General features: G+C 46.9%; 15 protein-coding genes, 2 tRNA genes and 1 other annotated feature. Of the genes, 1 reads left to right on the forward strand and 16 read right to left on the reverse strand.

Going from position 1 to position 13,068, the window contains the following annotated elements:
• Positions 1–11: 11 nt before the first annotated feature.
• Positions 12–530: an acetolactate synthase small subunit gene (ilvN, locus tag NQS30_RS06130; protein ID WP_003152598.1), complete on the reverse strand. Its 519-nt coding sequence runs from the start codon at positions 528–530 to the stop codon at positions 12–14.
• On the reverse strand, positions 527–2,251 hold the full coding sequence (ilvB, locus tag NQS30_RS06135; RefSeq protein ID WP_032866714.1) for an acetolactate synthase large subunit: 1,725 nt from the start codon (positions 2,249–2,251) through the stop codon (positions 527–529). Before ilvB ends, ilvN begins: the two co-directional genes overlap by 4 nt.
• A gap of 119 nt (positions 2,252–2,370) precedes the next feature.
• Positions 2,371–2,622, reverse strand: a binding site (T-box leader).
• Between the two features lie 421 nt (positions 2,623–3,043).
• Here ilvB and NQS30_RS06140 point away from each other — a divergent pair.
• On the forward strand, positions 3,044–3,394 hold the full coding sequence (locus NQS30_RS06140) for a hypothetical protein (RefSeq protein ID WP_015417942.1): 351 nt from the start codon (positions 3,044–3,046) through the stop codon (positions 3,392–3,394).
• A gap of 39 nt (positions 3,395–3,433) precedes the next feature.
• Here the strand turns inward: NQS30_RS06140 and NQS30_RS06145 are convergent, their stop codons facing one another.
• The 14 genes from NQS30_RS06145 to sdhC all read right to left on the reverse strand — a co-directional run bounded on the left by NQS30_RS06145 (position 3,434) and on the right by sdhC (position 12,886).
• Positions 3,434–3,619 carry a hypothetical protein gene (locus NQS30_RS06145; protein ID WP_007408136.1) on the reverse strand — a complete coding sequence of 62 codons (186 nt, stop codon included), beginning with the start codon at positions 3,617–3,619 and terminating at the stop codon, positions 3,434–3,436.
• A gap of 251 nt (positions 3,620–3,870) precedes the next feature.
• A tRNA-Arg gene (locus tag NQS30_RS06150) sits at positions 3,871–3,944 on the reverse strand.
• A 124-nt stretch (positions 3,945–4,068) separates the two neighbouring features.
• Positions 4,069–4,142 (reverse strand) — tRNA-Arg (locus NQS30_RS06155).
• A gap of 113 nt (positions 4,143–4,255) precedes the next feature.
• Positions 4,256–4,765 carry a YfcE family phosphodiesterase gene (locus tag NQS30_RS06160; RefSeq protein WP_015240324.1) on the reverse strand — a complete coding sequence of 170 codons (510 nt, stop codon included), beginning with the start codon at positions 4,763–4,765 and terminating at the stop codon, positions 4,256–4,258.
• Between the two features lie 15 nt (positions 4,766–4,780).
• A complete protein-coding gene (locus NQS30_RS06165) occupies positions 4,781–5,377 on the reverse strand; it encodes an XTP/dITP diphosphatase (protein WP_087920775.1) in 597 nt (198 codons plus the stop codon).
• A gap of 11 nt (positions 5,378–5,388) precedes the next feature.
• Complete coding sequence (gene rph / locus NQS30_RS06170; RefSeq protein WP_007612934.1) at positions 5,389–6,126, reverse strand: ribonuclease PH; 738 nt, start codon at positions 6,124–6,126, stop codon at positions 5,389–5,391.
• Between the two features lie 109 nt (positions 6,127–6,235).
• Positions 6,236–7,321, reverse strand: a complete 1,086-nt coding sequence (locus NQS30_RS06175; RefSeq protein WP_015240325.1) for a GerMN domain-containing protein — start codon at positions 7,319–7,321, stop codon at positions 6,236–6,238.
• A gap of 106 nt (positions 7,322–7,427) precedes the next feature.
• A complete protein-coding gene (racE, locus tag NQS30_RS06180; RefSeq protein ID WP_012118125.1) occupies positions 7,428–8,246 on the reverse strand; it encodes a glutamate racemase in 819 nt (272 codons plus the stop codon).
• 7 nt (positions 8,247–8,253) lie between these two features.
• Positions 8,254–8,694, reverse strand: coding sequence for a MarR family winged helix-turn-helix transcriptional regulator (locus NQS30_RS06185; RefSeq protein ID WP_003152580.1), 441 nt, complete (start codon positions 8,692–8,694; stop codon positions 8,254–8,256).
• 186 nt (positions 8,695–8,880) lie between these two features.
• The gene (gerE, locus tag NQS30_RS06190; RefSeq protein WP_003152579.1) at positions 8,881–9,105 is read right to left on the reverse strand and encodes a spore germination transcription factor GerE; all 225 of its coding nucleotides are present in this window, start codon (positions 9,103–9,105) and stop codon (positions 8,881–8,883) included.
• A gap of 120 nt (positions 9,106–9,225) precedes the next feature.
• Positions 9,226–9,663 (reverse strand): acyl-CoA thioesterase, encoded by a 438-nt coding sequence (locus NQS30_RS06195; RefSeq protein ID WP_218791310.1) that lies wholly within the window; start codon positions 9,661–9,663, stop codon positions 9,226–9,228.
• Positions 9,664–9,722: 59 nt separating this feature from the next.
• On the reverse strand, positions 9,723–10,481 hold the full coding sequence (gene sdhB / locus NQS30_RS06200) for a succinate dehydrogenase iron-sulfur subunit (RefSeq protein WP_003152575.1): 759 nt from the start codon (positions 10,479–10,481) through the stop codon (positions 9,723–9,725).
• Between the two features lie 2 nt (positions 10,482–10,483).
• A complete protein-coding gene (gene sdhA, locus NQS30_RS06205; RefSeq protein WP_003152573.1) occupies positions 10,484–12,244 on the reverse strand; it encodes a succinate dehydrogenase flavoprotein subunit in 1,761 nt (586 codons plus the stop codon).
• Between the two features lie 33 nt (positions 12,245–12,277).
• Entirely contained in the window at positions 12,278–12,886 is a 609-nt protein-coding gene (gene sdhC, locus NQS30_RS06210) for a succinate dehydrogenase cytochrome B558 (protein WP_003152571.1), read from the reverse strand.
• Positions 12,887–13,068: the final 182 nt, after the last annotated feature.

Raw genomic sequence — 13,068 nt, forward strand, 5'->3', positions numbered from 1 at the left:
CCTTTTTTGTGTTATACAATTGAAATTGTTTTATTGGATGACGCCTTCTGCTGGGTTCCCCTCGCAAAAGCCGTTGTGCCCGTTCTCGCGATTTCTTTAATGCCGTAAGGTTTGAGAAGCTCTATGAGCGCTTCGATTTTATTAGATTCGCCGGTAACCTGAACGACGATGCTGTCTCTTGAGACATCAACGACGGAAGCTCTGAACGGCTCAATGATTCCATTGATTTCCGTTCTGGCCGACGGTGCGGAAACAACTTTGATTAATGCCAGCTCACGCTGTACAATCGATTGGTTTGTAATATCCGTCACTTTCAGGACGTCAATTTGTTTGTTAAGCTGCTTTGTCAGCTGCTCTACGTCATTTTCGCCTTCCACATGGACGACAAATGTAATCCTTGAAACACCGCTTGTTTCCGTGTGGCCTACAGTGATGCTTTCGATATTATAGTGTCTTTTTGTAAACAGGCCGGTGATCCGGTTTAATACTCCCGAGCGGTTGACCACCGTTAATGTGATAATGCGTTTCAAGGTTTCACCCCCACCATTTCATGAAGTCCTTTACCCGGCGCAATCATCGGGAATACTTTCTCGCTTTTGGCGACCCGGACGTCAATAACGGCCGGTTCTTTTGATGAAAGCGCCTTTTTAAGCTCTTCTTCCGCCTCTTCCTCCGATGAAATCCGGACGCCTTTAATGCCGTAGGCTTCTGACAATTTGACAAAGTCAGGCTGCGCCGAGAATTTGGATTCAGAATAGCGCTCTTCATAGAAGATTTCCTGCCACTGTCTGACCATGCCCAGACATTCGTTGTTCAAGATAACCACTTTGACAGGAAGATTCAGCTGCCGGATGACATCTAATTCCTGAAGGGTCATCTGAAAACCGCCGTCTCCGAGGATGGCAACGACCGTGGCGTTACGATCGGCCAGCTGCGCTCCGATAGCCGCCGGAAGGCCGAAGCCCATTGTGCCGAGTCCCCCCGAGGTAACCCACTTATCAGCCTTTCGGAAAGGATAAAACTGAGCCGCCCACATCTGGTGCTGGCCGACATCCGTCGCCACAATCGCCTCACCGTTTGTGAATTGGTGAATATACTCAATCAGCTTTTGGGGTTTCAAGCCCTCTTCTCTGTTGTCTGTATACCAAAGCGGATATTCTTCTTTCCATTCTGAAAGCTGCTGTTTCCATTCCTCTGTCTGTCCCTGTTTTCCGTTTTGCTTCAATAATTCCTGAAGGACGATTTTACTGTCGCCGACCACCGGAATCTGCGTTTCGATAATTTTTCCGATTTCAGCAGGATCAATATCGATATGCGCTACTTTGGCCGATTTTGCAAAATGCTTCAGATTTCCGGTCACACGATCATCGAACCGCGCTCCGATGCTGATCAACAAATCACAGTGGTAAAGCGCCATATTCGCTGTGTATGTGCCGTGCATCCCCGCCATTCCCAGAAAAAGAGGATGGTCTGCCGGGAAACCGCCCAGACCGAGAAGCGTGTGCGCTACCGGGATTTGCTGCTGTTCGGCATAATTTTTTAAATCTTCTGAAGCTTTACCGTGCAAAACACCCGCTCCGGCTAAAATAACCGGCTTTTTCGCACTGCTGACAGCTTCCACGAGCTTTCGGATCTGCAGATAGTTAGGCTCTTTTACAGGCTGATAACCCGGAAGGCTGATCTCGTGATCATATCTGAACTCTCCTTCAAATGCTGCGACATCCTTCGGTATATCAATTAATACCGGGCCCGGTCTTCCCGTCGTGGCGATATGGAACGCCTCTTTAATCACACGGGGGAGATCTTCCGGACGGCGGACTTGGTAGCTGTGTTTCGTAATCGGCATCGTAATTCCTAAAATGTCGGCTTCCTGGAAAGCGTCGCTGCCGATGACCGAAGTGGCCACCTGACCGGTAAACACTACGAGCGGCAATGAATCTATCATCGCATCCGCAAGACCGGTAACTAAATTTGTCGCTCCGGGTCCGGAGGTAGCAATCACAACCCCCGGCTTTCCGGAGACTCTCGCATACCCTTCTGCCGCATGAATCGCGCCTTGCTCGTGGCGGGGCAGGATGTGAACCAATCCTGATTGATACAGTTTATCGTAAATCGGAAGGACGGCTCCCCCCGGATAGCCGAAGATCATCTCGACATTTTCTTTCTTTAATGATTCAATCAGCATCAGAGCCCCGTTCATTGTTTTTGTACATTCGGCAGACAAAGAATCCGCCTGTACATTTGTACCCATTTTCAGTTCCTCCTTTTCAATGTTCCCTTCTAAAATCCAATTCATAAAACGCAGCGCCGGCTGACGCAAATAAAAAAGCCTTCCCACCCACATTCAGCCAAGCATTTCATGCGATAGCCAAAAGGGGCGAAAAGGCTTTGCTTTCCGCGGTACCACCCTTGTTTACGGTCATATGCAGACCGTCTCATGGATAATGATTATCCGTTTTGATAACGAGTAAACATTGCGTTCACTCGGCCGAGTCCTACTCTTTACATTTCAGACCGGCACTCTGAGGGGAGTTCACTTTGATTTGTTTTACCGGCTCTCAGCGTTACCGGCTCTCTGTGAAAAACTTCAGCAAAGCTACTTATCCTCTTCTGCGCTTTTTATTATGGCAGCTCTTTTATTGAAAAAGAACCTTCATTTGTTTGTTTTTTCAGTGTTTTATGATTTTTCTTTTTAGCGTGAATCATTTATTTATTTTTGTTTGAACTCATATTACGCCCGTTTGCAGGCAGTGTCAACAGCATTTTTATAATTATTAGACAATTTAGATTAATCAATTTACTTTGTATACGCTTTCATTACCGGTACAAAGGGATCTGTAAATATTAAAAGTTTTTATCATTTTTTATTAATCTCTCAAGATTACATGAAATTTTTCCGTTCATATACGAATATGTCACATTTTATTACAAAATTTTTCTCTGTCCTTCCGGCATGCTTGTCAGATATTCCGTTCGATTGAACAGGCTCTTTCTACAGACATACGCATACACTGTTCTTATCTCGTAAGAAATGAGTGATGTCATGAATAAGATGTTATCAGGCATGCAGGGCCTGCCTCCTGGATTTCCGCCTTTACCGGTCTTACCGCCGCAGTCTTATTATCCTCCGGCCCCGATGCATACAGCACCATATCAAGGCGGCCCTTCTTTTCAGCAGGGATTCCCGTCATCCGGATACGGACAGCAGACCCCGCAAAGCACGCTGTCATTCGCCGGGCAACAATTCGTCCCGTACCCTTATACAACCGGGTACTACGGCCAATCCTTCAGTGACGTCGGCGGAAGCCTCGGCGCCGGGGCGCATCCCGGCGCGCTCGGGGGCGGTTTCAGCGGCCATGCCGGGGGCTTCAGCGCTCCGAGCGGATTCAGATGATACAAAAACCGGTCTCCCACGGCCGGTTTCTTTTCTTATTCACAGGGTATAACGGTCATTCCACTGATTCATTTCCTGCTCCGTATAGTAATCAGCCCTTGAAACCTCAACAATGATTAAACCGCATTGAGTGATTAAAAATTGCTTCAGTTCCTCAAACAGCTCGTCTTTTCCGCAAAAGATCGTTTCTATATTGTGATTTTTATATGCAAATGCGTACTTCAAAAGCTAATTCCTCCTGCTGTCTTTCTAACATTCATTAACAAAATGCATGATAGAAATTCGATAATTTATCACTCAAGGGCGCCTTAAGTATCTTTATACATATATTTATTACGGTAAATATTACATTAAGTTTCATTTATATTAAAATTACTTTACAATTTTTCATCAAATACGGAACTTTTGTTTCGTAAAATAAAAAAATAAATACAAAAAAACCTCAAACCCATTGTCAGGGCTTGAGGTTTTTTATACGTCCCAGGAGAGATTCGAACTCCCGACCGACGGCTTAGAAGGCCGTTGCTCTATCCGGCTGAGCTACTGGGACATGAAAATCAAATTGTTCTGCTGATCATTTTACCATGATTTCAGCGATTTGACAATATAGTCATCCGATAAAAAAGGCCAGCGGCATCAGTTTTCACTCTGATGTCACCAGCTCTTTTTTTGTACGTCCCAGGAGAGATTCGAACTCCCGACCGACGGCTTAGAAGGCCGTTGCTCTATCCAGCTGAGCTACTGGGACAGCTTTTTCTTTATGTATCAGCGACAAGATTTATTATATACAGGTTCAAATCATAAGTCAATATTTTTTTAAAAACTTTTGATGGGGAAGAATGAAATCTCCCCCATCACTTGTTAAAAACTGATTGTAGTCCCCAAATCCTTCAATTCCCGACCCGTTTCGTCGTAAAATGTCACGGCGACTTCTCTTTCTGTAAGAGTAAGAATGGCATAGCTTTTCACATTGCGGACTCTTGGAAGACGGATGCTGCCCGGATTAATCAAAAGCTTGCCCCGAAGCTCTTCACTCCCGGCAATATGTGAATGGCCGAAGCAGACGATATCCGCCCCAAGCTCTTCCGCCCGGTAAAAAACAGTTAAAAGTGACTGTTTAATGCCGTGAAGATGCCCGTGAACGGCCAGAATTTTCTTTGAACCTGCGTCCAGAAGGAGTTCATCCTGAAACCCGCCGCCAAAGTCGCAATTGCCTTTCACCGTGTGATACGGCGTGAGCGCCGGATGTGCGGCGTCAAGCTCTGAATCACCGCAATGAATCATCAGATCCGCTTCGTCTTCGTGCCGCTTTGCAATCGTCTCCAGCTCGTCTTCAAGGCCGTGACTGTCACTTATTATCAGCACTTTCATTGCATACGCTCCCCCTTATGAATCAAGCAGCTTTGACAGTTTCTTGAGCGCCTCAGCCCTGTGGCTGATTTTGTTTTTCTCAGCGCTTGTCAGCTGGGCCATGGTTTTATCTTTATCTTTTACAATAAAAATGGGATCATAGCCGAACCCGTTATCTCCCTCGGGTCCTTCCGCAATATACCCTTCAACATGACCTTCGACCGTTTTTGTTTCCTGCCCCGGCATGCTGACGGCAAGGGCGCAGCGGAAACGGGCCGTGCGCTGCTCTTTTTCGATGCCTTTTAATTCTGACAGCACCTTGTCCATGTTCGCCTTATCATCTTTTGCTTCTCCGGCATAACGGGCTGAATAAACGCCCGGTCTGCCTCCAAGGTTGTCCACTGATAAACCGGAGTCGTCTGCAATGACCATTTTGTTGACGGCTTTTGCCACGGCTTCCGCTTTTAAGATGGCGTTTTCTTCAAAGGTATGTCCGGTTTCTTCAATTTCTTCCGTAAATCCGATTTCCGCCAAAGAAGAGACGCTGTAGCCTTTCGGTTCGAGAATTTCCTTGAATTCTTTCACTTTTCCCTGATTGTGTGTCGCAATAATGGCTTCTTTCACGGTGATCAGGCCTCTCTTTCTTATTTCAGTTCAGGCAATGTTTCTCCCAGCACTTCTTTTTGCTTTTGAATAAGCGTCTGGATTCCTTTTTCGGCAAGGCTTAACAGTCCGTTTAAATCTTCACGGGAGAATGTGGCTTCTTCGCCCGTCCCTTGAAGCTCTACAAAACGTCCGCTTCCCGTCATGATAATATTCATGTCGACTTCAGCCGCCGAATCCTCTTCATAATTCAGATCCAAAAGAAGGCCTTCTTCTTTATCCATCCCGACAGAAATGGCCGCGAGATAATCTGTCACAGGAGAGGTTTTGATAACGCCGCTTTTTACGAGTTTGCCGATCGCAATGGCCATTGCCAAGAAGGCGCCGGTAATGGAAGCCGTTCTTGTTCCGCCGTCAGCTTGAATGACGTCACAGTCGATCCAGATCGTCCGTTCGCCGAGCTTCTCCAAATCAACGACGGCCCGGAGCGCGCGCCCGATCAGCCGCTGAATTTCCATCGTTCTGCCGGAGACCTTTCCTTTTGAAGATTCTCTTATCGTTCTTTGATTCGTCGCGCGGGGAAGCATGCTGTATTCCGCTGTGATCCAGCCTTTTCCTCCGCCGCGTAAAAATGGCGGCACCCGGTCTTCCACAGATGCATTACAGATGACCTTCGTATTTCCCGCTGTAATTAAAACAGAGCCTTCCGGGTGAGTGATAAAATCCAAATCAAATGTGATAGGGCGCAGCTCATCGTGCTGTCTTCCGTCGTGTCTCATATTTTACCTCCGATTATATGTACATAAACCTTTTGTTCCGGATTGTGAATAAAGAAAGAGGCAGCCGGAACGCTAACCTCTTTTTTACTAGTATATCAAAAATCGCAAATTAAAAACTACCCGTATTCACTTGTGACGGCCTCGAAACAGGTTTTGAAAGGGATTCTCCTTTTTCATTTACCAGTTCTGATTTTCCGTTTACTTTTATAGAAACACTTTTAATCGACGGCTGTTCGGTTAATGTGAGAACGATGCTGTCCAATACGCCCGATGATACCATTTTTGTTTTTTCGTCGGCGCTTCCGTAAATGGAGCTGTTAAAGTCCAGTGTAACTTGGCCGTCTTTTACTTTCGGCTTGCCGAGAAGCTTAACATCGTTATTAAAGTCCGTCAAAAGCCCGCTTGCTTTGCCCGGTCCGTCGACGAGCTGTTCAACGGCAGCGGTGATGTCATTTGTTTCCGAATTGTCAATCCGCTTTGTGACAGGCACGTAGTATTCGCTCGTCTCTGTTTCCGCCAGATAATAGACAGTCAGCGGATGGGTGTCTGTCAGATCATTCACTCCGGCCGTTTCAATATTAATCCCGTCTTTTCTGCTTAAGTCGCCCGTAATCGGCGTGCCGCCCACAGGCATTTCTTTCAGCTCGTGCCCGTTGATTCTGATTTTGACTTTATCTATTGAGCTGAATTGGGTAAGCGTCCATGTAATCGATTGCAGGATTTTTTGTTCGTCTTCTTTTTTATAGTTTTTAAATTCCTTCGAAAAATCAGCGACGGCAGTGCCGTCTTTTTTAATATCGACATTTACCGTCGTATCCGCAGGGAGCACCGCTCTGAAGCCGTTCGGCAGGATTTCTGACACAGGCCCTCCCTGAACCAAATACTCAAGGGCCTGCTTTGCGGTTCCCTCACTGTTCGGAAGAGGCAGTGTCTGTGCTGCGACATAGCCGTTTTTATCAATCAGATACAGCTCTCTCATGACTGTATTGGCCGGCTGGTCGGCTTTAGAAGTGCCGTTTTTCTCTGACTGCTTTGGTTTTGCCTGAATTCCCGCTTCATCCTTTACATATGAAATGTCTTGAGGCGGGTCAATTTCCCCGGCTGTTTTATCGGATTGAAACAAACCGCATCCAGATAACACAAAAGCCGAAGTAAGACATGTTGCAGCAATGACTGCAGGTCCTTTTTTCAGCATACTTTTCCCTCCTAAGGCTGTTTGTACTATGATGTATACGAGCCCTGTCCGGGAAATAGACCGGGAAGCGCAAAAAAACCCGCCGTAAACAGCGGGTTTTTTTGATTTATTTTCTGACCGGCTCTTGAAGGGAGATGCACTCGACATGGCCGATTTCGTGGCCGAACCAGTCTTCGGCAATTTTTGCGAAGCCGTTCCGCTCTCCCGTTGTAAGAAATTGATGCTCCGGTGCATGTTTCGATTGGTTTAACAAACCTTTATAAGACAAGATGGTGCTCACTTCTCTCGCCGTCTCGTCTCCGGAGGAAATGATTTTCACATGCTCTCCCATATAGTTCTGAATCGGATCTTTTAAAATCGGATAATGCGTACATCCTAAAATCAAGGTGTCAATTGATGTACCTTTTAAAGGCTCAAGCGATGCTTCAACCGCTTCCTCCGCTGATTCCTGAAGAAACCGTCCGCTTTCCACAAACGGCACGAGCAGCGGACAAGCCGTGTTCTCAACTTGAAGTTCTGCGTTTAACCCGAGCAGCGCCTGCTCATACGCTCTGCTTTTAATGGTATTGACCGTGCCGATGACGCCGATATGCTGGTTTTTCGTGACCTTTATCGCCGTTCTCGCACCCGGCTGAATGACACCGACAACCGGAATATCCGTTTTGCGCTGAATATCCTCCAAGGCAATGGCCGTGGCCGTATTGCAGGCGATCACGAGCATTTTGATATGGTGGTTTTCCAGCAGGTAATCGGTCATTTCCCACGTATATTGAAGAACTTCTTCTTCAGGACGCGGGCCGTACGGGCAGCGTTTTGTATCTCCCACATAGATGATATTTTCCTTCGGTAGCTGTCTCATGATTTCCTTAGCAACGGTTAACCCGCCAACCCCGGAATCAATGACTCCTATCGGCTGTTCCAACAAAATCGCCTCATTTTCTTTTCATTTCATGCTGCAGTTTCAATAATGATTTTTCGAAAGCGGCTGTTTCTTCTTCGGAAAATGTCGCAAACATATCCCGCAAATAAGCCTGTCTTTTCAAAATCACTTCTTGGATAATGCGCTCTCCTTCAGCGAGAAGATGAATTCTGACGACCCGTCTGTCAGCCGGGTCTTTCACCCGCTCGACAAGCTTATTTTTTTCCATGCGGTCTATCAGATCCGTCGTCGTGCTGCAAGCCAAATACATTTTGCCTGATAATTCGCCTATTGTCATATCCCCCAATTCATAAAGCCATTGAAGCCCCACGAATTGCGGCGGTGTAATTGCATATTGGTTAAGGATTTCTCTTCCTTTTTGTTTAATGATCGCAGCGATATGGCGGAGTGATTTTTCGATATCCGCAACATGCTCTACAGATTTTGATGTCATTTGTCCATCCCTCACTCAAGGATCTTTCTGGGCTATGCGCTCCGTGTCTATTTTCCTTCTTTTTTTAAGAAAATGCAAGACTGACGGAGAAAAAGGAAAAACCGGGATTTTCACCGCATGCCCATCAGCCCGGGCGCCAACGCAAATAACCGGCTCCTTCTCGAAAAGAAGGAAAACCGGCAAGAATCAGAGCTCTAGCTCACCCATTCTAAGAAGCTCGACAACAGCTTGCGAACGCCCTTTCACACCTAACTTCTGCATGGCATTTGAAATGTGATTCCGTACAGTTTTTTCACTGATAAATAGCTCGCTTGCAATTTCCTTTGTTGTCTTGTCTTGAACGAGCAATTCGAATACTTCTCTTTCTCTTTTGGTCAGCAGCGGCTTTGATTGAAAATCTTTCTCCTTCAAGTATTGTAACCCTCCTTGCTAAGGTGAGAGCGAATCTGAAACGAATGGGTTTATATAGTCAAGATATCATATGTAAAGGGCGCTTCGGAGGTGACGTCTCTTAGAGAAATAGTTATCCGTTCAGGCGAGCAGAATGCCTTTCTCCCGCTCCGTCCAGCTGACCGCTTTGCCGCTTTTCTTCGACACTTGAACCATAACGACGGAACCTGTAAAGCACGGCAGGCCCGACTCATTTTCTCCAAGGTAATGAAGGGTGACGGACGCATTTCCGGCAGCGCTTGCTTTCACATAAATCCGCAGATTTTCATACGGCATCACCTGACGCATATAGTCGCACTGCTGGCTTGCGACGACCGTCATCGTTTTCGAGTTTTGCGCCGTTATGCCTCGCTGTTTAAAATAAGCGATCCGCGCTTCTTCAAAATAGATGAAAGGGGTTACATTATTCATATGGCCGAACATATCCGTTTCTGAAAAACGAACCGATACTTCAGTAAAGAAAGAAAACGACTGTCTCCATTCTTCAAACGGGATATCAATATATTGCGGCTGTTTCATCACCTTCAGCTCCTTATAAAAAAACCTCTCCCGTGCGGAAGAGGCTCTTTTTCTCTTTCTTATACTCTGTCGCTTCCGAAGAAATTACGGAATGCTTGTAAATTGGTATCTCTGTTCAAAGCGGCGATTGAAGTCGTAAGCGGAATGCCTTTCGGGCAGGATTGAACACAGTTTTGTGAATTCCCGCAATCTCCGAGGCCGCCGTCTGTCATTAACGCTTCTAAACGTTCTGCTTTGTTCATCGCGCCCGTAGGATGGGCGTTAAACAGACGGACTTGCGACATCGGGGCAGGCCCCATGAATTTCGACTTGCTGTTGACGTTCGGGCAGGCTTCGAGGCAGACGCCGCATGTCATGCATTTAGATAATTCATATGCCCACTGGCGGCGTTTTTCCGGCATTCTCGGCCCCGGCCCCAAATCGTAAGTTCCGTCAATCGGCACCCATGCTTTCACTTTTTTCAGTGAATCAAACATTCTGCTGCGGTCAACCTGAAGGTCACGGACAACCGGGAATGTTTTCATCGGCTTCAGACGGATCGGCTGTTCCAGCTTATCAATCAGCGCCGTACATGACTGGCGCGGTCTCCCGTTGATGACCATGGAGCAGGCGCCGCATACTTCTTCAAGACAGTTCATGTCCCATGCGACCGGAGTGGTTTTCTCTCCTTTTGCATTCACGGGATTTCTGCGGATTTCCATCAGGGCGGAAATCACGTTCAGATTCGGGCGGTAATTGATTTCGAATTCTTCATCGTATGGCGCGCTTTCGGGCGTATCCTGACGTGTAATGATAAACCGTATCTTTTTCTCACTCATGATTATTTCGCCACCTTCTTCTTCGAGTAGTCGCGTTTACGGGGCGCAATCAGTGATACATCGACATCCTGATATTCAAATTCCGGAGCTTCAAACGGACCGGCATGTTTCGCCATCGTCGTTTTGAGCCACTCATCGTCATTTCTTTCAGGGAAATCCGGTTTATAGTGCGCTCCCCGGCTTTCATTTCGGTTATATGCGCCGAGCGTGATGACTCTGGCAAGCTGAAGCATATTGGAGAACTGGCGGGTGAACATCGCGCCTTGGTTGCTCCATTTTGTCGTATCGTTGATATTGATTTTCTTAAAGCGTTCCATCAGCTCTTGGATCTTGTCATCCGTTTTCAAAAGCTTGTCGTTGTGGCGGACCACCGTGACGTTGGCCGTCATCCATTCTCCGAGCTCACGGTGAAGCACGTAGGCATTTTCGTCGCCGTCCATCTTCATGATATCGGCCCATTTTTCTTCTTCTTTTTTCACATAGGAATCAAATAATGAAGAAGACAGGTCTTCCGCTGATGTTTCAAGTCCGGAAACATATTTCACCGCATTCGGTCCGGCCACCATTCCTCCGTAGATGGCGGAAAGCAGAGAGTTCGCCCCTAAACGGTTTCCTCCGTGCATTGAATAATCACATTCTCCCGCTGCGAACAGTCCGCGGATGCTTGTCATCTGATCATAATCAACCCACAGTCCGCCCATTGAATAGTGAACGGCAGGGAAAATTTTCATCGGAAGCTTGCGCGGGTCATCGCCCATGAATTTTTCATAGATTTCGATAATGCCGCCAAGCTTAACGTCAAGCTCTTTCGGATCTTTGTGCGACAGATCGAGATACACCATGTTTTCTCCGTTGATGCCGAGTTTCTGATTCACGCACACGTCAAAGATTTCACGTGTCGCAATATCCCGCGGCACGAGGTTTCCGTAAGCCGGATATTTTTCCTCAAGGAAGTACCAAGGTTTTCCGTCTTTATACGTCCAGACTCTTCCGCCCTCGCCGCGCGCCGATTCACTCATCAGACGCAGTTTATCGTCCCCCGGGATTGCTGTCGGGTGAATTTGGATAAATTCGCCGTTTGCATAATAAGCGCCCTGCTGATAGACGATTGATGCGGCAGATCCCGTGTTGATCATGCTGTTTGTTGATTTTCCGAATACGATTCCGGGACCTCCCGTCGCCATAATAACGGCGTCAGAACGGAATGACTCGATTTGCATATTGGTCAGATTTTGGGCTACGATACCGCGGCACGTGCGCTCATCGTCAAGAACGGCGCCGAGGAATTCCCAGCCTTCATATTTTGTGACGAGACCCGCCACTTCATATCTGCGCACCTGCTCGTCCAGTGCGTAAAGAAGCTGCTGACCCGTCGTCGCTCCCGCGTATGCGGTTCTGTGATGCTGTGTACCCCCGAAACGGCGGAAGTCCAAGAGCCCTTCCGGCGTTCTGTTAAACATAACCCCCATGCGGTCCAATAAGTGGATAATGGACGGCGCCGCTTCACACATCGCTTTTACAGGAGGCTGGTTTGCCAAAAAGTCGCCTCCGTATACCGTGTCATCAAAATGCTCAAACGGAGAGTCTCCTTCCCCTTTTGTGTTGACAGCTCCGTTTATCCCGCCCTGCGCGCAGACCGAGTGAGAGCGTTTGACCGGAACGATGGAAAACAATTTAACGGCCGTGCCTGATTCCGCTGCTTTAATTGTCGCCATGAGGCCGGCAAGACCCCCGCCGACTACGATAATGCTTGATTGACTCATGATAGCCCCTCTCCCTCTAGTAATCTAGTTCTCTTACACAAACGCAAAAATCGCTTTTAAACCTACGTATGAAAGCGCTAAAAATATAATCAGCGTCACGTAAGTCGAAATTCTTTGAGAACGCGGCGTGACCGTGATCCCCCATGTGACCGCAAAAGACCATAAGCCGTTTGAAAAGTGAAAAATGACCGATAAAACGCCTACAATGTAAAAACCGAGCATAAACGGCGAGCTCAAAATATTCGCCATCATATCGAAGTTGACTTCAGCGCCCATCTGCGCGGCAATCCGCGTCTGCCACACATGCCAGCTGACGAAAATAAGGGTGAGAATACCAGTGACACGCTGAAGCACAAACATCCAGTTTCTGAAATAACTGTAGTGGCCAGCGTTGTTTTTCGCAGTAAATGCTATGTACACACCGTAAACCGCATGATAAATTAAAGGTAAGAAAATAATAAAAATTTCTAACGCATACCTGAACGGCAGACTGTCCATAAAGCCGGCCGCCTTGTTAAACGCATCCGCTCCCCTTGCGGCAAATTGGTTGACGACTAAATGCTGGATCAAAAAGATGCCGACCGGAATAACACCGAGCAAGGAATGCAATCTTCGAAAATAAAACTCTCTGTTCCCAGACATTACTTTACCCCCTGTTTGATTTAAGTGCGAAATGTACTAAAATCTCTGCCCCCACTTCGTTTCAATTGTAAGCACTTTATTAAAATTTATTGACAATTTCATTTTACTCCTCCCTCAAAAGGGCGTCAAGAAAACGTGTACATAAATTATAATTTTCGGAATTGATTATCTGGAGGGAAAAT

It is taken from the genome of Bacillus sp. B1(2022) (assembly GCF_040259625.1).
Lineage (GTDB): Bacteria > Bacillota > Bacilli > Bacillales > Bacillaceae > Bacillus > Bacillus velezensis.

Excerpts from the sequence above, each read along its gene's own strand:
- ilvB (WP_032866714.1), bottom strand. The coding sequence starts at position 2,251 with ATGGGTACAAATGTACAGGCGGATTCTTTGTCTGCCGAATGTACAAAA.
- NQS30_RS06140 (WP_015417942.1), top strand. The coding sequence starts at position 3,044 with ATGAATAAGATGTTATCAGGCATGCAGGGCCTGCCTCCTGGATTTCCG.
- NQS30_RS06160 (WP_015240324.1), bottom strand. The coding sequence starts at position 4,765 with ATGAAAGTGCTGATAATAAGTGACAGTCACGGCCTTGAAGACGAGCTG.
- rph (WP_007612934.1), bottom strand. The coding sequence starts at position 6,126 with ATGAGACACGACGGAAGACAGCACGATGAGCTGCGCCCTATCACATTT.
- NQS30_RS06175 (WP_015240325.1), bottom strand. The coding sequence starts at position 7,321 with ATGCTGAAAAAAGGACCTGCAGTCATTGCTGCAACATGTCTTACTTCG.
- NQS30_RS06185 (WP_003152580.1), bottom strand. The coding sequence starts at position 8,694 with ATGACATCAAAATCTGTAGAGCATGTTGCGGATATCGAAAAATCACTC.
- NQS30_RS06195 (WP_218791310.1), bottom strand. The coding sequence starts at position 9,663 with ATGAAACAGCCGCAATATATTGATATCCCGTTTGAAGAATGGAGACAG.
- sdhB (WP_003152575.1), bottom strand. The coding sequence starts at position 10,481 with ATGAGTGAGAAAAAGATACGGTTTATCATTACACGTCAGGATACGCCC.
- sdhA (WP_003152573.1), bottom strand. The coding sequence starts at position 12,244 with ATGAGTCAATCAAGCATTATCGTAGTCGGCGGGGGTCTTGCCGGCCTC.
- sdhC (WP_003152571.1), bottom strand. The coding sequence starts at position 12,886 with ATGTCTGGGAACAGAGAGTTTTATTTTCGAAGATTGCATTCCTTGCTC.